The organism is Sorangiineae bacterium MSr12523, from assembly GCA_037157775.1.
Lineage (GTDB): Bacteria > Myxococcota_A > Polyangia > Polyangiales > Polyangiaceae > Pendulispora > Pendulispora brunnea.
This window is the reverse complement of the sequence record CP089982.1, coordinates 9,241,453-9,264,023: the sequence shown is the minus strand read 5'-3', so window position 1 is coordinate 9,264,023 and position 22,571 is coordinate 9,241,453. Positions and strand designations below refer to the sequence as shown.

Below are 22,571 nucleotides of genomic sequence, written 5' to 3'. Positions count from 1 at the left end.
CTCATGTCTCCTCGTGGGTCCCCGGGGACGACCGAAGCTCGGCCAAGCCGAGTAAGGATAACCGATGGGGCGTCGGCACGCGAAGTTAGATGCGCTTGGCTTCCGCGAAGCCGCGCTCCAGGTCGGCCCATAGGTCGTCCGAGCTCTCGATGCCGAGGGAGAGTCGGAGGAGGCCGTCGCCGATGCCGAGTTGTGCGCGGGCTTCGGCGGGGATGCTCGCATGGGTCATGATCGCGGGATGTTCCGCGAGGGATTCGACGCCACCGAGGCTTTCGGCGCAGGCAAAAATGCGGAGCGCCTTGAGGAAGGCGGTGGCCGCGGGGAGGCCGCCGCGAAGTTCGAAGCTGAGCATGCCGCCGGGGCCGGACATCTGCTTCGATGCGAGGGCATGCCCCGGATGACTCGGTAGCCCCGGGTAGTGAACGCGGGCGACCTGCGGATGCAAGGTAAGTCGTTCGGCGACTTTGCGGGCGCTCGCGACGTGTCGTTCCATTCGCACCGCGAGCGTCTTGACGCCGCGAAGGACGAGGTAGCAGTCGAACGGGCTCGGTACCGCGCCAGCGGCTTTTTGAACGAAGTGGAGGCGTTCGGCGAGGGCATCGTCGCTGGTCATGATGGCCCCGCCGACGACGTCCGAGTGGCCATTGAGGTACTTCGTGGTGGAGTGCACGACCGCGGTGGCGCCAAGGGAGAGCGGCTGCTGAAGCACCGGGGTGGCGAAGGTGTTGTCGACGACGAGGGGCAACTGCGCTTTGCGGGCGATGTCCGCGATGGCGGCGATGTCGAAGATCTTCAACATCGGGTTGGATGGGGTCTCCATCCAGATCATGCGCGTTTGCGGGCGAAGGGCGGCGCGGACGTGGGCCGGGTCGCTCATGTCGAGGAAGGTGGCGTCGATGCCGAACTGCTTCATCACCTTGTCGAAGATGCGGAAGGTGCCACCGTAGACGTCGTCGCCGACGAGGACGTGGTCGCCCGCCTTGAGCGTGAGGATGAGCGCCATGGTGGCGGCGCACCCGCTGCCGAAGGCGATGCCGTGGCGCCCGCCTTCCAGGGCGGCGAAGCACGCTTCGAGTGCGTTGCGCGTGGGGTTCCCAGCGCGCGAGTAGTCGTAACCTTTGTGCTCGCCGGGGCCGTCCTGCGCGAAGGTGCTCGAGAGCACGATGGGGGTCATGACCGCGCCCGTGAGCGGGTCGGCCTCTTGGCCGGCGTGGATGCAAAGGGTGTCGAGCTTCAACGTGGAAGGGTCCAGATCGCTCATCGTGCTCGGTCTCTAACATGGCCGGGCCGGGGTTGGCGTGGCCACGTCGGGAGATCGTGAAGGTGAGCTCGGCGCTTTCGGGGCATTTTTTCCGAGCCGGAACGGCCTTGTGACGTTTCTCTGCCGTACCCCTGGTCCTTCCCGCACAAGTGCGCTACAAGGGCCGCCGTGAGACGGAGACAGCACGTCAACGTCGCATGGTGGCCGTAGCTCAGCTTGGTAGAGCGCCGGATTGTGGCTCCGGCTGTCGCGGGTTCGAACCCCGTCGGTCACCCCATTTCCTCAGGGAACGTTCGTTCCCTTCGGACTCGCTCCGGGGTTCGTCGTTCCTGTACTTCGCAAAGCCTCCGTACAGGAACGAGCGAACCCCGTTGGTATCGCGAGCGTGATGGAGCTTCGCGTGATGGAGCGCCGGCATCTTGCCGGCGGTTAGCCGGCTTCCAGCCGGCGACGACATTGACGAGAGCCACCTGGAAGGTGGCGGACCGCCGGCAGGATGCCGGCGCTCCATGGTGTCGCGCTCCACGGTGCCGGGGCGGGGTTATTCTTGGGTGCGGGGGTTGTACTTGGAGTCGAGGAGCCAGCCTTGGGGGAGGGCGATGCGGTCCCAGGGGGTGAGCTTGAGGTTGGTGGCTTTGGGGTCGCCGCTCAAGTTGTCGTCGTTGTAGCCGTCTTGGGTGATGAGGAGGCCGTGGGGGTAGCCGGGGAGGGCGACGTTGGTGACGTCGGCGCCGTCGCACTCTTGGACGGCGTCGATGCCTAGATCGGGGTTTGCGGCGATGGAGAAGCTGCCGAGGTAGGCGTTGTCGCCTTCGCGGGCGAAGACGGCGAAGGTGTCGTCGAGACCCGGCTGCGGAGCCACCGGAGGCTCGCCGTGGGCTTTGCCTTGGCTCGAGGCGATCAGGTAACCCTTGCCGCCCGCCCCGTAAAAGATGGTGAGCCCCTCCACGTCGCGGGCCACCTTGCTGCCTCGGTCGAAGGCGGTGGTCTCGTAGAAGGGACGCGCATCGGCGATGCCGCTGCGTAGGTCGACGCGCCAGATGCCTACGTCTTCCTGCCCCGCGTAGAGAATGCCGCGCGGCTGATCGACGGTCATCCCCTCGAACTGCGGACTAAAATCCTTCGTGGGATCGGTCTCGTCCTTCTGCGTGAGATCTTGATTCTCGTACACATAAGGGAATATCCAATTCCGAATCGGCGCCATGCCCACTCGCCCGCCGGGCCGTGCGACCAATTCGAATTGGGCAATCACCGCTTCGTTGTTCTGATTGACCAGTACGTAGAATTTATCGTTCGCCTTGTCGCGATAAAGCGTCAGTCCGTAAGCGGTATTCTTTCCGTCATTCGGATTCTGCACCGTCTTGTGCTCACGATCCGCCGGATCCGGGCGGGTCGGGAAAAGTCGCGCGATGTCGGGATCGGTGATGTCCACCAGCGGACCGTTTTCCGCTGCCGGGTCGATCTTCCAAATACGAAGTTTGTCCTTCAGTCGATCGCTTGCGACGGCAATGTCGACCGAGGTTCCGCCCAAATCGAAATTGTATTGCACATCCACGTTGTTGAATCGATTGCCATCGCTCGGATAAGTCTTCACCAAGTGGCCGTCGAGATCGTAGACGCGCATACCTCCCTTTTTGGCGGCAGCCACGATGAGCGATTGCCCCGGTGTTGTCGGATGCACCCACACGGCGGGATCGTCCATGTCGGCGGGCTCCGACTCGTTTGGCGTCTCCGCCGCCGCCGTGATCGGTTCGTCGGTGTGGCATGCGCCGAGCAGCGTGGCCCATGCGCTAAACGCAATCGAAATGTGGCGCAGGTTCATGGCTGAGCGATGTATGCGACGACGGGTGACCGGCGTGTGTCAATCCTGCAAACGAAGAGTGCCTCGAGGTCGGGCTGTTGAAGTATGGTCGCCGTGACCGTGAGCGACGCGCTTCTACTGCATCTTTCCGACTTACACTTTTGCCAGAACAAAGAACGGGATCCCGGCCCGCTTCTCCGCCAACTCCTCTGCAAGGCCGTGGGAACGGTCGTCGAAGAGGCAGGGCCGGATGTGCGCGTGGGCCTTGTGGTCACCGGTGACCTGATCGACAGCTCGGAGACGCCCCCCGAGCGCATTGCCGAAGTCTTTCAAAGCTTCGTGGGCGACCTGCGGCAGGTCCTCGGCTCGGCACCGATCGTCCTTCTTCCGGGCAACCACGATCGCCGCATCGGCGGCGTCTTCGCGCCCTGGAGCACGCGCGCGATGCAGGATCTCGCGGCCGCGGTGTCGGGCGATGGGTGCACCTACGTGCATGCCCCCAACGCCGACGAGCCGCTCGCGCATCCGGTGCATGAGCTCTCCAGTGTGCTTGGCGTGCAGGTGGTGGCCTACGATTCCACCCACGCCATCGAGGGGAAGGTCTCCGCGGGCGGCCTCTTTCGCACGACGGATCTGCTGGCGGTGCCGGGCATCGTCGGCTGCGACAAGCCGGTCGTCCTTCTGCTGCATCACCACTTGGTTCCGACCCCCGTCACCGACGTGGGCGTGATGGATACGTCCCACACGACATGGTTCGAGCGGACCTTCGTGCAGCGCTTCCTGCCATGGCTCGTGTCCTTTGCCGATCGCGAAGAGCTGTTCATGACCGCGCTGGGCGCGGGAACGACGCTCACCCTCTTGAATTCGCTGGGCTCGGCCACGGTGGTTCTGCACGGGCACAAGCACTACCCAACGGCGCGGTTGCTTCGTGCGACGCAGGCGGGCGATGGGGACGTGCTCATCGCGTCCGCGGGAAGCTCGGGGACCCTCGAGCATTACCGCGCGCTGGGCCCGCAGGAGCGCACGTTTCTGTGGCCTTCGTTCAATGCGGTGACGTTTCGCGGGGACGACGTCTCCATCGAGACGATTTTCTTCTCGCCCAAGGGCACCCGCCCCAATGTGCGTCAGACGCTCGCTCGGGCCACGCGCAAGGGGCCTTCGTGGGACGGAGCGCCCGTGCAGGGGCCGGTCATCTCCGAGGTGCGCGTGGAGTCCGACGAAGCGGAGTTCCTTCTGACTCCGGGAGGGGTGGGGCTCTGGGACGTGTCGTGCGTTCGCCGGCTCGGCGCGCCGCACAATTCGGTGCGGCCGTACCAAGAGCCGCTCGAGGCATTGCCGCGCGCAGGAATCACGGGAGAGCGCGTCGGCGTGGAGCCCAGCGGACGCGTGACGTTGCTCGTGCAGCCCGGGGAAACGTCGTACCGGGCGACCTCGGCGCTGGTTCGCAACGTGGGCGAGGCGCGTCGGCGGCATCTCGGCGAGGCGTTCTCACCGTTCCAATCGGTGAGCCTGAAGGTGCGTCGCGGTGCGAGGCTCGCGCGCCTGGTGCTGCGCGGCTTGCCGCGGGCGGCGGAGATCACCTTTGGCACGCTCACCGATCTCAACACGGGGCAGGAGAGGCCCGTTCGGCTGGAGCCCGCGGACGATGGCGTGGCCCTGGTGGTTCCGTTTTGCCCGGCGCGGAGGCTTTTGCGGATACATTGGCCGTTGGAAACGGCATGACCATCGCGCTTTCGTTCGCATCCGGCACCCTCGAAATCCGCGGATTGGCACCCGGAGGTTCGCCGCTTGCGGCGACCGACTTTCCACGCAGCGCCGCCGTTCCGGCGGAGATCGCGTGGGACGAGCGGACGGAATGCCATCGCGCGCCGGCGGTTGCCTATGCGCCCATCGTGCGGTGGCTGGTGGCCGCGAAGCTGCCCTACGAGGATGGAGCGCGGCGCTACCTCGAGCTCGAAGGCGGTCTGCGCGTGCACCGTGAGGCGCGCCCGTATCAGCGCGAGGCCGTCGAGGCCTGGCGCGCGCAGCGTGGACGCGGGCTCGTCGTGTTGCCGACCGGCGCGGGCAAGAGCCATGTGGCGCTGATGGCCATCGACGACAAGCGGCGCAGCACCCTCGTCGTTGCGCCCACCCTGGACCTCGTGCGTCAGTGGATGGACCTTCTCGCCACGTCGTTCGGTGTGCACGTGGGGCTCGTCGGCGGCGGCGATCACGACGTGCAGCCGCTGACCGTGACCACGTACGATTCCTTGTACCTGCATGCCGAGCACCTCGGGGCGCGCTTCGGCATGATCGTCTTCGACGAGTGCCACCATCTGCCGAGTGCTGCCTATTCGCTGGCGGCGCGCGCCTGCCTCGCGCCCTACCGGCTCGGGCTCACCGCCACGCCGGAGCGCGCCGACGGGCGGGAGGCACTGCTCTCCGAGCTCATTGGCGATATGGCGTACCGCAAGGACATCGTCGAGCTGTCGGGCGAGTACCTCGCGGAGTACGAGACGGAGTGCGTCTCCATCGAGCTCACGCCCGAGGAGCGCGAGGAGCACGACGCGGAGCGCGCGATTTACCGTGACTTCGTGCAGAGCCACGGCATTCGAATGAGCCGCCCCTCGGGGTGGGGCGAGTTCATCATGATGTCCTCGCAAAGCGCCGCGGGGCGACGGGCCATGTCGGCTTACCGCCGGCAGCGCGAGCTGGCCTTTGCGCCGAAGGCGAAGCTCGAATACCTCTCGTACCTCCTTCACCTGCACCGGCGCGATCGGGCCATTTTGTTCACGCAGGACAACGCCACCGCGTACGGCATCGCGCGGCGTTTTCTCGTGCCGGTGCTCACGCACCAGACGAAGGTGCGCGAGCGGAGCGCCATTTTGAAGGCGTTTTCCGAGGGGACGTACCGCGCGTTGGCCACCTCCAAGGTGCTCAACGAGGGCGTCGACGTGCCCGATGCCAACGTGGCCGTGATCCTCTCGGGCAGCGGCTCGGTGCGCGAGCACGTCCAGCGGCTCGGGCGCATTCTGCGAAAAAAGGGCGACAAGCGCGCCGTACTCTACGAGCTCGTCACCGCCTCGACGACCGAGACGTTCACCAGCGACCGACGCCGGGAGCACAGTGCTTACCGTTGATCTGGTGCATGCGCGGCGTCGTGCCGGGGAGCTGCGGTTGGTCGCACTCGATCGGCCGGCCCGAGCGCGCGCGGAGGTTCTCGCCGGGCACATCCTCGACGCGGCACGTGCACACGTGGGACGCACGCGCGAAGAGTTCGACGCGGCCATCGATGGCATCGACGTCGAGCCGCGCGAGCATCGGCTCAAGGCGGGGCTGGCCAAGCTGGTCGAGGATCGGTGCGAGTTCGACGCCTCGGACGACATCGATCCGGAGGCGCTGCGCCACGATGTCTTCCGTCGCGCGAGCGCGGCGCGTGCCGCGTTGGACGATGGCGCGCACTTCGACCGGGATACCGTCTTGGACGAGATTGCACGCGAGCGGGAGACATCGCGCGAGGTCATCGAGCGCGCTCTCTTTTCCGATCTGCGCAGTGCGCACAAGCTCCTCGCGGTGGATGCTCCGGGCGCGAAGACCTTGGTGGCGTCGTACGAGCGGGCGCAGGCGCAGGCCGTGCTTCTTCGCGCGGTCAGCGTGCGCGTGGACGTGCGCTGTGCGTCGGCCGGTGCGTTGAGGGCCTTCTTTCGGCGGCTGAAGTTTTTGCGGCTGCTCCACACCATCGAGAAGACCGACGAGGGGCATCGCGTGGTCATCGACGGGCCCTTCAGCCTTTTCGAATCAGTGACCAAGTATGGATTGCAGCTCGCGCTGGTGTTGCCGGCGCTGGATGCCTGCGACGCGTGGAAGCTCGAGGCGAGCGTCCGCTGGGGCAAAGAGCGCACGCCGCTGACATTTCGCCTCGAGGGTGGTGCCGGCGTGACCGACGGCGAGCCCGTGCTGCCCGACGAGCTCGAGACCTTGGTGCGCACCTTTTCCGCCTTGGGCACGCCGTGGACGGTGTCACCGAGCGCGGAGATCCTCGAGCTGCCCGGGGTCGGTCTGTGCGTGCCGGATCTGGTCTTCGAGCGCACCCGCGATGGTCGGCGCGAGACGGTGCACCTCGAGGCCATGGGCTATTGGAGTCGCGCCGCCGTGTGGAAGCGCATCGAGCTGGTGCAGGCCGGGCTCGCGCAGCACATTCTTTTTGCCGTGAGCTCGCGCCTTCGCGTGAGCGAGGACGTGCTGGGCGACGATTTGCCCAGCGCACTCTACGTGTACAAGGGCGCGATGAATGCGCGCACCATCGCCGAGCGCCTCGAGCGACTGGTTAGCCCTCGCGAGGATCGATGACGACGCGTCGTGAATGGTTGAAGCTATCGGTACTTTCCTCGGTTTCCGCGCTTTTCGGGTGCGGCTCCCCCGCCGCCGTGGGGCGCCCCGCAAGTACCACAGGAGGCAACGTGACCAAGCCCATCGTGTTATCGACTTGGAATTTCGGCCAGCCCGCCAACGAAGCGGCGTGGAAGGTGCTCTCGACGGGCGGGCGCGCGCTCGACGCCGTGGAGGCCGGCGTTCGCGTTCCCGAGGCCGATCCCAACGTGACCACCGTCGGCTACGGCGGCCGGCCCGACCGCGATGGCCACGTCACCTTGGATGCATGCATCATGGATGAACAGGGGAACTGCGGCTCCGTCGCAGGCCTCGAGCACATCATGCATCCCATTTCCGTGGCGCGGAAGGTCATGGAGAACACGCCGCACGTCATGTTGGTCGGCGACGGCGCCTTGCAATTTGCGCTGGAGAGCGGCTTCAAAAAGGAAAACCTGCTCACCCCCGAATCCGAAAAAGCGTGGCGGGAGTGGCAGAAGACGTCGCAATACAAACCGGTCATCAACGTCGAAAATCACGACACCATCGGGATGATCGCCTTGGACCAAAACGGCAATCTCTCTGGAGCGTGCACCACCAGCGGGCTCGCCTTCAAGATGCACGGCCGGGTGGGCGATTCGCCCATCATTGGTGCGGGCCTTTACGTCGACAACGCGATTGGTGCGGCCACGGCGACGGGGGTGGGCGAGGAAGTGGTCAAGATCGTCGGCTGCCACCTCGTGGTCGAGTTGATGCGGCAGAAGCACTCGCCCGAGGACGCCTGTCGCTTGGCCGTCGAGCGCATCGTGGAGCGGCAGCCCAAGAAATCGCGCGACATCCAAGTAGGCTTTCTCGCGCTCTCCAAGAGCGGCGAGTACGGCGCATATTGCCTTCAAAAAGGCTTCAACTACGCCGTACGTACCGCCTCACGAAATGCGCTGCTCGATGGCAAAAGCCATTATTGAATAGGGTGAATCGGCAATCCCACGAAGATGGGATTGCTCAGCGCCACCGCCTCGGTTCCGTTCCGGCGCACCTCCGCGCGCACGTAGGCCGCATCGCGCGCGAACGTCGTCCACGTGAACGTCGTCGAATCGGCGGAAGCCACCGGGAACGTCTGCGCCTCGCCTCGGTCGGTCACGAGCCGCACGGTGGTTCCCGGCGCGCCGGCCACGGTCACCGTGACGCCCACCATGCTGTGCGGGAACGCCAAGAGGCGCTCGCCGATGCCCGCGTGAAAGAGCCCGTGTTGCGCGTTCATCTCGAGCTTCACACTCGGCGATTCCGCGATGTAACTACGGCCCTCCGCCACGCCGTCCAGGATCGCACGCCGGCTCAATTCGTTCGCCTCGACCACCGTTTGCGGTAGCCCGACGATCTGCGGCTCGCGGTGCGCGTCGCTGCTTCCCACCGCGGGGCGCCACCTGCGGGGACCTTTGCCTTGCACGTGGTCGCGCAGCATGCCGTCCCACAAGGTCACGGCCTGCTCGTCGTCGGGTGTCCACGGCCCATTCCAGATCTCGACGGCGTCGACACCGTCGTATCCGAATTTCCAATCGCACGCACCGCACGTGGCATAAGGATGCGCGGCAATGGCCAATCCGTCCGAGCGATGAATCTCCCTCAGGAATCGCGGAAGCTGCCCGTCTTGCGCGCGGTAACGCCAATCGATCCATTGGCCGGGCGTGAGACCGGCCGCGACCAAGTGGCCATTTCGCGTGGTGACCTCCTCACCGGTCACGATCAACAGATCCGAGCCGGCGTAATCGCCCCACACGGCGTGAGCGCTCTGCGTGTTGTGCTCCGTCGAGACGAAGAAATCGAGCTGGCTCGCCCGCGCCGCCGCGGCCACCTCCGCGGCCGTTCGCTTGCCGTCGGAGTACACGGAGTGCACGTGCAAATCGCCGCGGTACCATCCAGGGCCGCGACCCGGAATGCGCGTCGGGCTGTAGTGCGGAACGAACGCCGGCCCCGGCTCCCCATAACGCAGTGTGACTTCCACTCGCCACTCCAGGCCCTGCGGCGCCACGGTGTACGGTCCCAAAATGACGTTCCATCGTCCCGGCGTGATAGGGCCGGGGATGTAGCCCGGCGTCGCATCGCTCGCGCTGATGGTGAAGTTGTCGCGTGCACCACCGGACCAACCACGGAATCCCGCGGCATTGCCCAGCTCGTATCCATCGTTGTCGAACATTCCGATATCGAGGGCGTTGCCCGGCACCCCCGGCGGCGTCGAAGGCCGATCGTACGAATAGCGAACAGCGATTTCCCTCACGCCCGCGGGAATGTCGACGGGCACGTAGCCCCAATCGGGCGCGCCTGGTTCGAAACGGCCCGTGATGACGCGGACCTCTTCGTTCGCAGGCGATGCCTCGGCCGCATCGGCGGGCAACACGGCGAAGGCCATTCCTAGCGATGCAACGACGCCAAGGTGTCGCAAATTGGCGCGATCCATAGTTCAATCTCCTCTCACGGTTGGGGCGGAGCATACTTAACTCCGCGGCCAGTGCGCCCTATTACGATCGTTCCATGGCGTCGAATTCCATCGATCTGGATGCATATTTCCAACGAATTGGTTACACGGGACCTCGCGCGCCAACTCTGGAGACGCTTCGCGCGTTGCACCTCGCGCACCCGCAGGCCATCGCCTTCGAGAACATCGATCCATTTTTGCATCGCCCGGTGCGGCTCGATCCGGAGTCCCTCCAGCAAAAGCTCGTGGTGGAGCGGCGTGGAGGGTACTGTTACGAGCAAAATACGCTGTTTCGTCACGTGCTCGAGACCTTGGGCTTTCACGTCACGAGCTACGCCGCGCGCGTTTTATGGGGGCGGAACGAGGACGGCGTCATTACGCCGCGTTCGCACATGCTGCTTTGCGTCGCGCTGAAGGAAGGGGAATACCTGGCCGATGTGGGGTTCGGCGGTACGACCCTCACGGGGCCTCTTCCGTTTCAGCCGAACATCGAAGTTCCCACCCCGCACGAGCATTTTCGATTGCGGCCCACCGACGACGTGATGGGCGTCGGCTTCATCCTGGACGTTCGCACGGGCAATGAGTGGCGGCGCGTCTATCGCTTCGATCGGACGCCGCAGTTCGTGCAGGATTACGAAATATCGAGTTGGTACCTGTGCACCCATCCCAAGTCGCACTTCTTGAGCACCTTCATGGTGGCGCGCCCGCAGCCCGGAAAGCGGTATGCGCTCCGCAACAACGAGCTCGCGATTCATCATTTGGATCGCCCGTCCGAGCGCCGCACGCTCACCAGCGCGGCGGAGTTGCGGGCGACGCTGGAGGGCAACTTTGGGATTCAGCTTCCCGATTCGCCGGATTTGGAGCCGGCGCTGCAACGATTGGTCACGGCTGCGAACGCCGAAAAGCCAGCGGGGTGACGCCCACCGTGCTGCGGAATTGACGCGTGAAGGCGCTATGATCGCTGTAGCCACACGCGTGTGCGATGGCCGCAATGCCTTCGTCACCTTCGCGCAGAAGGCGTGACGCGGCCTCGATGCGGATCTTCGTCAGCAACTGGCGCGGCGTGAGGTGGAACACCTGCGAGACGAGCCGCTCGAAGCGATCCATCGAAAGCCCCACCTTGCGCGCGAGCTCCTCGAGTCGCACCGCTTCGTCGAAGCGCGTTTGCAGAAAATCGAGCGCCTCGGCCAGGTGCCCGTATTCCGGATGCTGCTCGTTGGGCCGATGCAAATCGCGGGAGATGCCCACGAGGCCCACCACGTCACCGTTGCGCTCGCGGAGCGGCGTTTTGAACGTGAGGCACCAGCCCTGTCGGCCATTGGGGTACATATGAAGTTCCAGGCGGTCCTGGATCTCGCGCCCCGTGCGAAGCACCTGCCGATCTTGCGCCGTGTATCCGGCGCCCAGCGGCGCGGGGAAAACCTCCTCGGCGGTGCGTCCAATCAAGTCCGACTTGTGCGCGATTCCGCACCGCGCCAAGAGCGTCTCATTGACCATGACGTAACGCTCCGTCTGGTCCTTCACGAAGAAGACGGCGTCGGGAAGCTTGTCGAACAAGTGTTGCAGGAGAACGGGGTCGGCCAAGAGGTTGGCCCAGCGCGATAGGCTCTCGGCATTCGGCATGCGAATATAATATGCTGATTTCCGTGTAAGCGATCGCCCAATCGTTCAAGACGGAACAAGACACGAGGGGTACGGTCAATGCATGATACGAATCCGGGTGGTGGACTCCCACACGGGAGGTGAGCCGACACGCGTAATCCTCGAGGGCGGGCCCGCATTGGGGGCCGGCAGCCTCGCGGAAAGGCGGGAGCGGTTCCGCGCGGAGCACGACCGCATTCGTACCGCTGTGGTGCGCGAACCCCGCGGCTCGGAGGCGACGGTGGGTGCGCTGCTGTGCGAGCCGACGTTGCCCGATTGCGTCGCAGGGGTCATCTTTTTCGACAACGCCGGCTACTTGGGAATGTGTGGTCACGGGTCGATTGGCCTGGTGGTGACCTTGGCCCATCTGGGCCGGATCGGAACGGGCTTGCACCGGATCGAAACGCCGGTGGGGGTGGTCACCGCGGAGCTTCACTCGGACGGGCGCGTGACCATCGCCAACGTACCGAGCTACCGCTTGACCGCGGGCGTGCGCGTCGAGGTGAAGGGATTCGGCGCGGTGAGCGGCGATGTGGCGTGGGGTGGAAACTGGTTCTTCTTGATCGAGAACCACGCCTCGAGCATCGAGCTGGCCAACGTGGAGGCGCTGACGGACTTCACGTGGCGCGTGCGCCAGGCGCTGTCGGCGTCGGGCATCACGGGCAAGGACGGCGCGGAGATCGACCACATCGAGGTGTTCGGCCCCTCGAACCGCGCACCGCGTGCCAGCAGAAATTTCGTGCTGTGCCCGGGCAAGGCCTACGATCGCTCGCCCTGCGGTACGGGCACCAGCGCGAAGCTGGCGTGCCTGCACGCCGATGGAAAGCTTCTCCCCGGGGAGGTTTGGCACCAGGAGAGCATCACGGGCAGCGTGTTCGAGGGCCGCTTCACCGTCGACCCCACGCGGCCGGGCCATGTGCTCCCGGAGATCACCGGCGCCGCGCACATCACCGGCGAGGGCACCTTGATCCTCGACGAGCGCGATCCTCTCGTTTGGGGCATCGGGTCGCGATGAGCAAACACCTCGTAGTCGTGGGGGCCGGCGTGGTGGGGCTCTCCGTCGCGTACTACGCGGCGAAAAAGGGCCATCGCGTGACGGTGCTGGATCGCGCGGCGGGGCCAGGCGAAGGATGCTCGTACGTCAATGCGGGCATGGTGGTGCCGAGCCACTTCGTGCCGCTGGCGGCGCCCGGCATGGTGGCCTTGGGCCTTCGCTGGATGTGGAATCCGGAGAGCCCGTTCTACGTGCGGCCTCGCCTTCGCGCGGATCTATTCGGGTGGGGCATCAAGTTCTGGCGCGCGGCCAACGCGGCCCGCGTGCAGGCGGCCGCGCCGCTTTTGAGCCATCTTCACCGCGCGAGCCGGCGTTGCTTCGAGGAGCTCGATGCGCAATCGCCCGGTGAGATCGGCCTCGTGAAAAAAGGGCTTCTCATGCTCTGCCAAACGGAGCACGGGCTGGCCGAGGAGGCGGCAATCGCGGAGCAGGCTCGCGCTCTGGACATTCCCGCGACCGTGCTCGATGCCGCGCAGCTCGCGGCGTTGGAGCCGGACATCCGCATGGAGGCGGCGGGTGGGGTGCATTATCCGATGGATTGCCATCTCACACCGGCAAAACTCATGCATGCGCTTCTCGCGTACAACCAGAAAGCCGGCGTGCGCGTGCTTTGGGGAACGGACGTCACGGGCTTTCGCACGGCGGACCGTCGCATCGAGGCCGTGCTCACCGACGCGGGCGAGCACACCGGCGACGAGTACGTGCTCTGCGCGGGCGTGTGGTCCGACAAGGTGGCGCGCGAACTCGGGTTGGCCATTCCGATGGAGGCGGGAAAGGGATACAGCGTGACCTTGCCCAACCCGCGCCGCTTGCCCAAGACGTGCGCCATCCTCACCGAGGCACGCGTTGCCGTGACACCCATGGGCCATGCGCTGCGTTTCGGCGGCACGATGGAGCTGTCGGGCATCGACACGAGCATCGATGCCGTGCGCGTGCGCGGCATCGTCCGCGCGGCCACGCGTTATTACCCGGAGTTCACCGAGAGCGACTTCGACGGCGTGCCCCCGTCGTGCGGGCTGCGCCCGTGTTCGCCCGATGGTCTTCCCTACGTGGGGCGCTCATCGCGCCATGACAATCTGTGCACCGCCACCGGGCACGCCATGATGGGCGTCAGCCTCGGTCCCATCACGGGCAAGCTGGTGGCGGAAATCGTCTCGGGCGAAACGCCCTCAATGGATATTCGGGCACTGAGCCCGGACCGATATCGCTAAAAATGGAGAACCCATCATGAAGCTGAATTGGAAGGGCGTATTTCCGGCCATCACCACGCCGTTCAACGCCGACCTGACCGTGGACCATGGCTTTCTCGCCGAGCATGTCCGCTGGTTGATCGACAATGGCGTCGCGGGCATCGTGCCTTTGGGCTCGCTCGGCGAAGGGGCGACGCTCTCGTCGAACGAGAAACGACAGATCCTCGAGACGTGCCTCGGCGCCGCCTCCGGGCGCGTGCCGATCGTGCCGGGCATCTCGGCATTGGGCACCGCGGAGGCCGTGGAGCTCGCGAAGCATTCGGCGTCGGTGGGCTGTCGCGGCCTCATGGTTTTGCCGCCGTACGTCTACAGCACCGATTGGCGCGAGATGCGCGCGCACGTGGCCGCGGTGATCGCCGCCACCGAGCTGCCGTGCATGCTCTACAACAACCCCGTCGCATACCGCACGGACTTCGTCCCCGAGCAGATCGAGGAACTCGCCGCCGAGTTTCCCAACCTGGAGGCCGTCAAAGAATCGAGCACCGACGTCCGCCGCGTGACCGGCATCCGTGCCCTCATCGGCGAGCGGCTCGACATCCTCGTGGGGGTCGATGACGCCATCGTGGAAGGCATCGACGCGGGCGCGACGGGATGGATCGCGGGCCTGGTGAACGCCTTCCCGGCAGAGTCCGTAGCGCTTTACCGCCTTGCGCTCGAAGGCCGAAAGCGCGAGGCCGCGGAATTGTATCGCTGGTTCCTGCCGCTTCTGCGCATGGATACGGTGCCGAAATTCGTGCAACTCATCAAACTGGTGCAGGAGCGTGTGGGCCAAGGTCGCGTGCATGTGCGTCCGCCGCGCCTGGTGCTCGTGGGTGACGAGCTGCGGCAAGCGGAGGCCACCATTCAGCGTGCTCTGGCGTCGCGTCCGGCCCTGTAACGGAGTCGTGCAACGAAGTCGGCGCGTGACATCGGCCCCATGACGTGGCAGACCCTGCCTCCGTCCCGTTTCACGTTTCGATGACCTACTTCAAGATTGTCTTCCCCCTGGCGTTGATCATGTTTCTGATCGGCGCCGACGAATACGTTCTCTCATCCATTCTGTCGCCCATGGGCGAGAGCTTTCACGTCGAGCCGGCGCGTGTTGCGCTGCTGGTGACGGCGTACGCGTTGCCCTGTGCCGTGCTGGGTCCGCTGTTCGGTGCGCTGTCCGATCGATGGGGACGGCGGCGCGTCGTTCTTCCGTCGCTCGCCGTCTTCACCATCGCGACGTACGGCGTGGCCGCCGCGCCCAATTTCCCCGTGGCGCTCGTTGCGCGGTTCATTTGTGGCGGTGCGGCGGCGGCCCTCGGTCCGAATGCATTCGCCTTGGTGGGCGATTTGATTCCGCAGGAGCGGCGGCCCGCGGCGATGGGGCACACCATGATGGGGCTCACCATCGGCTTCATCGCCAGCCCCGCGCTCGGCGGATGGATCACCGAGCAATTCGGCTGGCGTTGGGCCTTCATCGTGCTCGCCACTTGCGGCATTGGCGCGTGGGTGTCGGCGGCATTTGCGATCCCGGCCAAGCGCACCACGGTGCAGGGCGAGGCGGAGTCCGTCGTCGCGGGCGTGGCCCGTGCCTTTGCGCTTCCTGGCGTGCCGGCGGGCATTGCGTCGCAAGGGCTGTGGATCGGTGTGACCATCGGCGTGATGGCCATCTCGGGCGAGATTTTTCGCACGCGCTACGCGCTCAGTCTGTCCGAAACGGGGATGTGGCTCGCCAGCTTTGGCGTGTTGACCATCGCCGGCAACCTTCTCGTCGCGCCCGCGGTTTCGTGGACCGGCAGCACCAAACGCGCCGTGCTTCTGGGCATCGTGGGCACCCTGTTCGGCATCGGCGGGCTCACGCTGCTCGCGTCGTCGCCGTTCGTGGTGGCCCTCGGCGGTTTCTGGCTCTGGGCCGTCTTCGCGGGCTTTGGAGGCCCCGCGCTTCAAGCCCTCCTGGCCGATCTCGGCGGCGAGCGCCGGGCCACGGTTCTCTCGACCAGTGCGAGCGCCATGCAGCTCGGCGTCGTCGCCACCACGTTCTTCACCGCGTGGACGTTTCCTCAGTTTGGCAGCGTCGGCGTGGGCGCGATCGCCTGTTGCTCGTTCGTCCTCTCGTTCATCTTGCAGGCGCGATCGTCCGGCTCCACAGCGTGAGCATGTTGCGCACCACGGCCCCTTCGGGCGCGCGCGCCACCGGCGGGATATCCACGCGGATGCCGAAGGCGGCCAGCTTCGTGAACGGATTCTGCGCATCCCCCGTCTTGATGGGGATGGCCGGATCCGCCGGGCGGAACCCGTAGGCCAGTGCCTTCTCCTGCACGGGGCGGCTGCGCAAGTGGGCAATCCACGTCCGCGCGGCCTGCTTTTGCTCGGGGGTGATCCAATCGCCCTGCAGCAGCGCGACGGGGTGATCGCTCCAAAGGGTCACCGCCGGATAATACACTTTGAGATTGCCCCAGCGGCCCTGCGCATTCTCGATTTGTGCGATGGCCAGGTTCTCGTACACCACGCTGATATCGTATTTCGAAGGGCCGAATCGAACCATGTCGGTCATGAACGTGCCCGTGGACGACTCGAACTTCTGCACCCCTTTTTCGATGTCCTTGAGAAAGGCCTGGTAATTCGGTTTGAGTAGGTCGCCCACCTCGAGGCCGCCGGTCTTTCCGTAAAATTCGAGCGCCATCAGGTAGAGCGCCTGCATCCCCGAATTGGAGAGCGTCGGATCCGTATGCCCTAATTTGACGAAGCCCCAATCGGCCTTTCCGCCGACGGCGGGCCATCCCTGCGGCGAGCTCACCGCCTTGCGGATGGTGTGCCACGCAATGGTGGTACCCGACGACTTGAGCAGCGCCGCCGCCCGATCTTCCCAGGCGACGAAGACCAGCGGCGTAATGACCAGCGTCTGCGGTGCATCTTCACCTTGGCCCCCCGCGAGGATGTTCGTCTTGGTTTTCGTCTGCCAATCCGAATCGAGCAGATTCAGAATCATCGAATCGGCCGGGCTGAAGATGGTGGGCTTTTCCTTCCCGTCCAGAATGGCCTGCTCGGCGTCGATGGAGCCTTTGCCAATCAGCTTGACGCGGATTTCGGGGTGCTGCTGGGCGAAGCTGGCCGCGGCATCTTCGATCCAGTCTTTCTTCTCCGTGCCGTACAGCATGGAGATCTCCACCGCCCCCTCACGGGGCTTTCCCGATGCGGAGAGCGAGGCAACGCCGCTGACCGGAGGCGTGGACGGATCCTTGGTCGGGTTTTCTTTCTCTTTGAAGGAGAAGAACACCACGACGGCGAGGGCCACGATGAAGACGGCAACGATGGCCAATTTGGCTTTCAAGCGATGACCTCCGACAGAGACTTCAATGTTTCTTCCAGCGATTGCATATCGTCGTTCATGCGCGACAGTTCGTCCTTCAGGTTGCCCGTCATGGCGTCCATTGCCTCCGAGTCGAGCGCGCGCATGCGTACGACCTTTGCGGGCATGGCATCCATGGTCGCGCAAATCGTCACCAGGCTGGCGAAGATGCGTTCCTTCGCGTGGGTGAGCTCGACCAAGGTGGCGAGGTGCTCCTCCCGCGCCTTTTTCGCCGATTCGTAGTGGGCGCGCGCTTCGGGATCGCGGGTCTCGCGCACGCGCTGCTCGAGCTCGCGCACACCTTGTTCGACGACGCGCACATCGGTGGTGAGCAGGTAGCCCGCAATGGCCTCGGCTCGCGTCGCCAACTGCGTGGCGCGCGTCTCGAGTTCGTCGACCGAGAGGAGCACCAAGGCGAGATTGGCTTTGACGTCCTCCGGCGTTTCCTGGAGCACCCGATCGAGCTGCAGGCGCGAGGTGGACAGCGTTTGCATCGCCGAGCGCGTCGCCGGATCGCGCAGAGGTGCTTGCTTCTTCTTCTTGTCGTTGCCGCTCACGAGATCCCAGGCGACGAGTGTGGCGTAGGCCACGCCGCCCAGGGCCATCACCGACCACGAGTGCAGCGCCACGGCGCCCACGGTGGCCGTGCCCGCGACGGCCAAACTCAAGGCCGATGTCGCAGCCTTGGCCGCCGCCTTCATGCTGCTCGTTTTCTCGGGTTCGGCCATTTAGAAGAAGGCTGCCATATCGGCATAAACGCGATTGATGGTTTCGACGCTGCCGCGGACGGCCGAGCCTTTGGCCGACTCGGCGATCTGCTCCAGCGCCTCGGAGCTCGCGCCCTCGCCGTAGGCGATGGTAAAGACTTTGATGGGCGCATCTGCCTCATTGGGAAATCGCTCTTTCAGCGCGGCGAGCGACATCTTGCTCCCTTCATCCTTGCCGTCGGTCATCACCACGATGGCGTGGATTTTTCCCCGCTCGCCGGCAGCGCGTTTGGTGATCTCCGCATAGGCCATGTCCACCGCGTCGTAGAGCGACGTGCCGCCGTCGGCCATGACGCCATCGACGCGTTGTGCGAGCTTCTCGCGGCCGCCGCCGGCGATCTTCGTCGGTCCGATGGCCGGGTAGATGTGGCTATCGAAAAAGACCAAGGTGACCTCGTCGCGCTCGGAGAGCACGTCGAGGAAGCCTTTGGCGCCGCGTTTGGCCTCGTCCAGCGGTTTGCCCTTCATGGAGCCGGATTTGTCGAAGACCAACACGACGTCGGTGGCCTTTTTGGTCTCGCGCCACACGCCGAGAAGCTTTTCCAAGGTGCTGGCGTCGGGCACCTCGAGGAGGTTTTGCGGCTGCTTGGGATCGACGCCGTGCGCCGCATCGATGGGGCTGGCCATGGCCACCGCGGCATCACCCGGGCGAAACCCCAAGGCAAGTGCGCGTTCCTGCTGCGGGCGGTCCTTGAGGTACTTCAGGAAGACCTCCGCGCCCTCCCGCTCGTCTTTACCGACCCAATCGGCATCCAAAATCGAATACGGGTGGTCCGACCAAAACGTTCCCTCTTTGGGATAGATGGCGATGATCGGTTGCGGCGGGTTCCGTTGGTACGATTCGATGACCAGGTTTTCGTAGCTGACCGTGGCCGACATGTAGCTCGGGCCGCGGGCGATCATCTTGTCGGTGAAGAATCCCGTCGAGGTTCCATAGTGGACGATGGTCCCCTCGATGGACTCGAGGAACTTCTTCGTCGCGGGATTCTCCAAGTCGCCCGCGCTCAGCCCGCGCGTCTTTTTGGCCCCGGCGTAAGCCTCGGCCAGCACCGAGAGAAAGCCCGAATTGGAGAACTCGGGGTGCGTGTGCCCCAATTTGAAGCGCCCCCACTCGGGGAATCCCTTGGAGCCCCAGCCGCGTGGATCCAAATTGACCTTGAGGAGATCGCCCCAGCCCACCGAGGCTTTGGGCCACCCGAGGGCCTCGGCCATGGGTTTCCACATGGCGATGACCACGGGCGAGAGCACCACGGTTTCGCCGGCGGGCGCAATCGGCTTGGTGCGCTGCGTTTTCTGCGAATACGCACTATTGAGCAACGAGAGGTAGGCGCTCGATGCGGGGCTGAACACGTGCGGCTTGTCCGTGCCGTTCACGATGGCCGTGAGCGACTCCCCGGAGCCCATGGCCTTTGCACGTATCTTGATGGGCCTTCCCGCGGCCGTGGTCTTTTTGGCGGCCTCGAAGTTCTTTACGGACTCTTCGAGCCACGTCTTCTTTTCGCTGCCATAGATGATGACGACATCCACCGAGGCGGGCGCCTTGGCCGATTCCGCGCTCTCGCCCTTTTCAACGCTGGGATCCCGCTGCGGTGCAGATTTCTGCTCCTTGCAAGCCGCAACCCCCGCCACGGCGGCCACCATCAGAGCCCATCGAATAACGCTGTGCACGCTCCTCAATATGCGTCGCGCCGCGTCGGTGGTGTGACAAACGCGTGACGGTCACGTGCCACTGAAGAGGGAATCGCCAGGATCGCCAGAAGAGAATCGCCAGGATCGCCAGGTGAACCAACAATAAACCCTTCTTTTGGGTTTATTGCAGGTTCCGCTGGCGATCCTGGCGATCCTGGCGTCCTGGCGGTTTCCTTCTTCAGTTTGTGATCGATCCGATCACAGGCCGGTGATCGAATCGGTGACACTTGGTTGCCCTGGCCTTGGGCGCGTTCCCCCTCGGGCTTCGGCGTTTCGCGGGAGTGAGGACGGCGCATGGTCCAGGCCGAAGGCTGGCGCGGGGCGTGCGATAGGGGCGAGCGGAGGGAGTCGCCTTGAGAAAGATTGCGCTATTAGCTTCGCTTGGTGTCGCCTGGACGGCGCACGCACACGCGGCACCGACATTGGATGACTATCGGCATTTTCGGGCGCTCACGGTGGATCTCGTGGGGCGCATTCCAACCCGGGACGAGGTGGCCGCGTTCGAGAAGCCCGACTTCAACCTGGATGCGTGGGTGGATGCGCACCTGACCGGGGACGCCTATGCGGATCGCGTGGCGCGGATTTACATGGACCTCCTGCGGCTGCAGGTGAGCCCCGTGTTCAATGCGCTCAATACGCAGGTGGACCTGCGGCGGCAAAAGGTACTCGGCCCGGACGGTAAATCGATTTACGTGTATTACCGATTCGGGCAGCGCCGTGCGCGGGTCGAGACCGATGGTGATTTTTGCCTTACGCCCGACGAAACGGGTCTCGCGTTTCCGGTGAACCAGCCGGCGGTGCCGTATCCGCCGGGCGGCCCCGCGGACGGAAAGGCGGTGTCGCAGGCCGTGCTCGATGCGGCAACGGTGATGGTCAAACCGTGGTGGCTTTACCGCGATTACAAGAATGCCTCACCGTCGAAGTATTACGACGCCGCCACCTGGTCCAAATATGGATTCACCCCCGTCGCCGGCCTGCTCACCGATGCCGACGGCGCCACGGCGCCGACCCAAATCCGCATTTGCAAAGAGGAGGCGCAAAAGGCCGATACCGGACATGTGTACCGGAGCGGCCGCACCAGCCAAGTGACCGGCGACGGTGGCGGGCCGCCCTTTGGGCGTTACACCTATCCGCCGCTCGATGATGCGTTTGCCACGCAGAACGAGGGCGCTCCCATTTCGTGTCGTTCGCAAACCGGTATTTCGCATGCCATCGATTGCGGCTGCGGCACCGGCCTCGAACATTGCTTTCCCACGCCGAGCTCCAATGGCCAGGTGCCCGCGGTGGTCGCGCCCGAACTGGACATTCTGGGCACCGACGCCCCCATCGACAGCATTGCGCAGGACAGCGGCGATTGGGATCGCCTGTGGTGGGGAGAGGAGGCGCGGCGCTTCATGCTGTACCTCTTTGGTCAAGATCGCGATATGCGCGAAATGCTCACGGCACCGTACACGTTCGTGAATGGGCCATTGATGCAGTATTACAAGAGCGATGCGCCGTCGGCGTGCTGCGGTGCCGCCGTGGCATTCGGATACAGCGAGCCCGTGCCGCTGCTCGACCCGAAGAATCTCCCGGGGGCGCTGCTTCCGCACGATGCGAACACGTGGGCCATGGTGGGCAATCGTGGCGAGAATGCATCGGGCATTCTGACCATGCCCATCTTCTTGACGAAGTACGGCACCCGGCGGGCGCGGGCGCATGCCCTGTACAACGCTTTTCTTTGCAAGGACTTCATTGCCCCGCCCAATTTGCAATTGAAGCCTTCCGAGGATCCCAATCTGATGACGCGCGATGGTTGCAAATCGTGCCACGCGACCCTGGAGCCGATGGCCGCGTACTTCACGCGCGTGGCCGAGAGCAGCGTCATGTATTTCCCCGCGGACAAGATGCCGATCGACACCACGGTTTGCAAAAAGGACGCGAAGGGGACTCTGAACCAGACGTGCTCACGCTATTACGATCCCGCCTTCAGCGATACGAAGCACGCAGTGCTGCGCGGGGCGTATCCGGATGTCACGGGCGGGACGAATCATGCGAACAGCGGGCCGAAAGGCATGGCCGCCGAGCTCACGGCGCATCCCGAGTTCGGCTCGTGCGTCGCGCAAAATGTAGCCACGTCGTTCCTCGGGCGAACGTTGAACACCGAGGACGCCGAGCTGGCGCGCACCTTGGCCGACGCACTCGCGCAAGGTGGATTCAGGATGCGCGCCGTGGTGAAGAAAATGCTCCTCAGCGACGCGTACCGCAAATCGAACAATTTGACCTCGAGCGCGTGGCGCGCAGGGGGTGCGCCGTGATCTCTTCGAAAAAGCTTTTCGCATTATCCATCGTTGCGCTTTTGGCCGGGTGCTCCAAGTCGGCGAGCGAGCCCGAGGCTCGGCCGCAGCCGCTGCCGCCGGGGCACGGTGTGGCGCAGGACACGACACCGAAAGAGGGACCGCGGCTCATCACGGCGGAGTCGTACATTCGCACGTACCTCACCTTGTTCGGGGGGCTTTCGCCCATGCAAGCGCAGCTCGAGGCGCGCGGGGCCGACGGGTCGAAGCTTTTCGACAGCTGGCGCGATTACCTGGGCACGATGGGCATGCCGGATTATCGGTTCGATACGCCGCGCGTGAGCCAGACCAATACGCTGATGATCGCGACCTTCGAGCGGGCCGGTGTAGCCCTTTGCGATCGCGCGCTGGAGCACGATCGTACGGTGAAGCCGCGGCTCATTTACGACTTCGACATGCCTGCCAAGCTCGATGCGGCGGGGTTCGAACCCAGGTTCGACGTGGTGCATCGCACCTTCTTGAATTATCCGGCCAAGCTCGCGCCGACGGACCGCACGAATCGCTTTTGGAAGCTGTACCAAGATACCGCCACCGGGCACGCGAAGGTGACGGGTTCGCGCTTTTCACCGGCGGAAGCCGGATGGGCGGCCGTTTGCTACGGCCTGATTCGTCACCCCGAGTTTCATCTCTATTGAG

18 protein-coding genes and 1 tRNA gene are annotated in these 22,571 nt (G+C 64.8%); 12 read left to right on the top strand and 7 right to left on the bottom strand.

The window, feature by feature from the left end:
* Positions 1 to 85 precede the first annotated feature (85 nt).
* Positions 86 to 1,261: a cystathionine gamma-synthase gene (locus LZC95_36035; GenBank protein WXA91849.1), complete on the bottom strand. Its 1,176-nt coding sequence runs from the start codon at positions 1,259 to 1,261 to the stop codon at positions 86 to 88.
* Positions 1,262 to 1,461: 200 nt separating this feature from the next.
* Between LZC95_36035 and LZC95_36030 the strand changes: the two genes are divergently transcribed.
* Positions 1,462 to 1,538 (top strand) — tRNA-His (locus LZC95_36030).
* 264 nt (positions 1,539 to 1,802) lie between these two features.
* Here the strand turns inward: LZC95_36030 and LZC95_36025 are convergent.
* A complete protein-coding gene (locus tag LZC95_36025) occupies positions 1,803 to 3,083 on the bottom strand; it encodes a phytase (GenBank protein WXA91848.1) in 1,281 nt (426 codons plus the stop codon).
* Between the two features lie 99 nt (positions 3,084 to 3,182).
* On the opposite strand from LZC95_36025, the gene LZC95_36020 reads away from it, so the two are divergent.
* The 4 genes from LZC95_36020 to LZC95_36005 all read left to right on the top strand — a co-directional run bounded on the left by LZC95_36020 (position 3,183) and on the right by LZC95_36005 (position 8,374).
* Positions 3,183 to 4,784: a metallophosphoesterase gene (locus tag LZC95_36020; protein WXA91847.1), complete on the top strand. Its 1,602-nt coding sequence runs from the start codon at positions 3,183 to 3,185 to the stop codon at positions 4,782 to 4,784.
* A complete protein-coding gene (locus LZC95_36015) occupies positions 4,781 to 6,181 on the top strand; it encodes a DEAD/DEAH box helicase family protein (protein WXA91846.1) in 1,401 nt (466 codons plus the stop codon). Before LZC95_36020 ends, LZC95_36015 begins: the two co-directional genes overlap by 4 nt.
* Positions 6,168 to 7,391: a DUF790 family protein gene (locus tag LZC95_36010; protein ID WXA91845.1), complete on the top strand. Its 1,224-nt coding sequence runs from the start codon at positions 6,168 to 6,170 to the stop codon at positions 7,389 to 7,391. Before LZC95_36015 ends, LZC95_36010 begins: the two co-directional genes overlap by 14 nt.
* A gap of 110 nt (positions 7,392 to 7,501) precedes the next feature.
* Positions 7,502 to 8,374: a N(4)-(beta-N-acetylglucosaminyl)-L-asparaginase gene (locus LZC95_36005; protein WXA91844.1), complete on the top strand. Its 873-nt coding sequence runs from the start codon at positions 7,502 to 7,504 to the stop codon at positions 8,372 to 8,374.
* Here LZC95_36005 and LZC95_36000 read toward each other — a convergent pair.
* Positions 8,368 to 9,864 (bottom strand): CehA/McbA family metallohydrolase, encoded by a 1,497-nt coding sequence (locus tag LZC95_36000; GenBank protein WXA91843.1) that lies wholly within the window; start codon positions 9,862 to 9,864, stop codon positions 8,368 to 8,370. The two genes, LZC95_36005 and LZC95_36000, sit on opposite strands and share 7 nt — an antisense overlap.
* A gap of 74 nt (positions 9,865 to 9,938) precedes the next feature.
* On the opposite strand from LZC95_36000, the gene LZC95_35995 reads away from it, so the two are divergent.
* The gene (locus LZC95_35995; protein WXA91842.1) at positions 9,939 to 10,799 is read left to right on the top strand and encodes an arylamine N-acetyltransferase; all 861 of its coding nucleotides are present in this window, start codon (positions 9,939 to 9,941) and stop codon (positions 10,797 to 10,799) included.
* Here LZC95_35995 and LZC95_35990 read toward each other — a convergent pair.
* A complete protein-coding gene (locus LZC95_35990; protein WXA91841.1) occupies positions 10,765 to 11,505 on the bottom strand; it encodes an AraC family transcriptional regulator in 741 nt (246 codons plus the stop codon). The two genes, LZC95_35995 and LZC95_35990, sit on opposite strands and share 35 nt — an antisense overlap.
* An 82-nt stretch (positions 11,506 to 11,587) precedes the next feature.
* Between LZC95_35990 and LZC95_35985 the strand changes: the two genes are divergently transcribed.
* The 4 genes from LZC95_35985 to LZC95_35970 are packed head-to-tail and all read left to right on the top strand — an operon-like array spanning position 11,588 to position 15,948.
* On the top strand, positions 11,588 to 12,538 hold the full coding sequence (locus LZC95_35985) for a proline racemase family protein (GenBank protein ID WXA91840.1): 951 nt from the start codon (positions 11,588 to 11,590) through the stop codon (positions 12,536 to 12,538).
* Complete coding sequence (locus LZC95_35980; GenBank protein ID WXA91839.1) at positions 12,535 to 13,788, top strand: FAD-dependent oxidoreductase; 1,254 nt, start codon at positions 12,535 to 12,537, stop codon at positions 13,786 to 13,788. Before LZC95_35985 ends, LZC95_35980 begins: the two co-directional genes overlap by 4 nt.
* Positions 13,789 to 13,804: 16 nt before the next feature.
* A complete protein-coding gene (locus tag LZC95_35975; GenBank protein ID WXA91838.1) occupies positions 13,805 to 14,704 on the top strand; it encodes a dihydrodipicolinate synthase family protein in 900 nt (299 codons plus the stop codon).
* Between the two features lie 44 nt (positions 14,705 to 14,748).
* Positions 14,749 to 15,948 carry an MFS transporter gene (locus LZC95_35970; protein WXA91837.1) on the top strand — a complete coding sequence of 400 codons (1,200 nt, stop codon included), beginning with the start codon at positions 14,749 to 14,751 and terminating at the stop codon, positions 15,946 to 15,948.
* Here LZC95_35970 and LZC95_35965 read toward each other — a convergent pair.
* Genes LZC95_35965 through LZC95_35955 form a run of 3 tightly spaced genes read right to left on the bottom strand, consistent with a single transcriptional unit; the run spans position 15,911 to position 19,578 of the window.
* Positions 15,911 to 17,125: a substrate-binding domain-containing protein gene (locus LZC95_35965; protein WXA91836.1), complete on the bottom strand. Its 1,215-nt coding sequence runs from the start codon at positions 17,123 to 17,125 to the stop codon at positions 15,911 to 15,913. The genes LZC95_35970 and LZC95_35965 overlap by 38 nt on opposite strands.
* A complete protein-coding gene (locus LZC95_35960) occupies positions 17,122 to 17,871 on the bottom strand; it encodes a hypothetical protein (GenBank protein ID WXA91835.1) in 750 nt (249 codons plus the stop codon). The genes LZC95_35965 and LZC95_35960 overlap by 4 nt, the downstream gene beginning before the upstream one ends.
* Positions 17,872 to 19,578, bottom strand: coding sequence for a VWA domain-containing protein (locus LZC95_35955; GenBank protein WXA91834.1), 1,707 nt, complete (start codon positions 19,576 to 19,578; stop codon positions 17,872 to 17,874). It abuts the gene before it with no gap.
* 374 nt (positions 19,579 to 19,952) lie between these two features.
* Here LZC95_35955 and LZC95_35950 point away from each other — a divergent pair, with 374 nt between their 5' ends.
* Positions 19,953 to 21,896 (top strand): DUF1549 domain-containing protein, encoded by a 1,944-nt coding sequence (locus tag LZC95_35950; GenBank protein WXA91833.1) that lies wholly within the window; start codon positions 19,953 to 19,955, stop codon positions 21,894 to 21,896.
* Entirely contained in the window at positions 21,893 to 22,570 is a 678-nt protein-coding gene (locus LZC95_35945; protein ID WXA91832.1) for a hypothetical protein, read from the top strand. The genes LZC95_35950 and LZC95_35945 overlap by 4 nt, the downstream gene beginning before the upstream one ends.
* Position 22,571: the final 1 nt, after the last annotated feature.

Bases quoted from the DNA above. Each gene is read 5' to 3' on its own strand.
- LZC95_36035 (WXA91849.1), bottom strand. From the start codon at position 1,261: ATGAGCGATCTGGACCCTTCCACGTTGAAGCTCGACACCCTTTGCATC.
- LZC95_36025 (WXA91848.1), bottom strand. From the start codon at position 3,083: ATGAACCTGCGCCACATTTCGATTGCGTTTAGCGCATGGGCCACGCTG.
- LZC95_36015 (WXA91846.1), top strand. From the start codon at position 4,781: ATGACCATCGCGCTTTCGTTCGCATCCGGCACCCTCGAAATCCGCGGA.
- LZC95_36000 (WXA91843.1), bottom strand. From the start codon at position 9,864: ATGGATCGCGCCAATTTGCGACACCTTGGCGTCGTTGCATCGCTAGGA.
- LZC95_35995 (WXA91842.1), top strand. From the start codon at position 9,939: ATGGCGTCGAATTCCATCGATCTGGATGCATATTTCCAACGAATTGGT.
- LZC95_35990 (WXA91841.1), bottom strand. From the start codon at position 11,505: ATGCCGAATGCCGAGAGCCTATCGCGCTGGGCCAACCTCTTGGCCGAC.
- LZC95_35985 (WXA91840.1), top strand. From the start codon at position 11,588: ATGATACGAATCCGGGTGGTGGACTCCCACACGGGAGGTGAGCCGACA.
- LZC95_35980 (WXA91839.1), top strand. From the start codon at position 12,535: ATGAGCAAACACCTCGTAGTCGTGGGGGCCGGCGTGGTGGGGCTCTCC.
- LZC95_35975 (WXA91838.1), top strand. From the start codon at position 13,805: ATGAAGCTGAATTGGAAGGGCGTATTTCCGGCCATCACCACGCCGTTC.
- LZC95_35960 (WXA91835.1), bottom strand. From the start codon at position 17,871: ATGGCCGAACCCGAGAAAACGAGCAGCATGAAGGCGGCGGCCAAGGCT.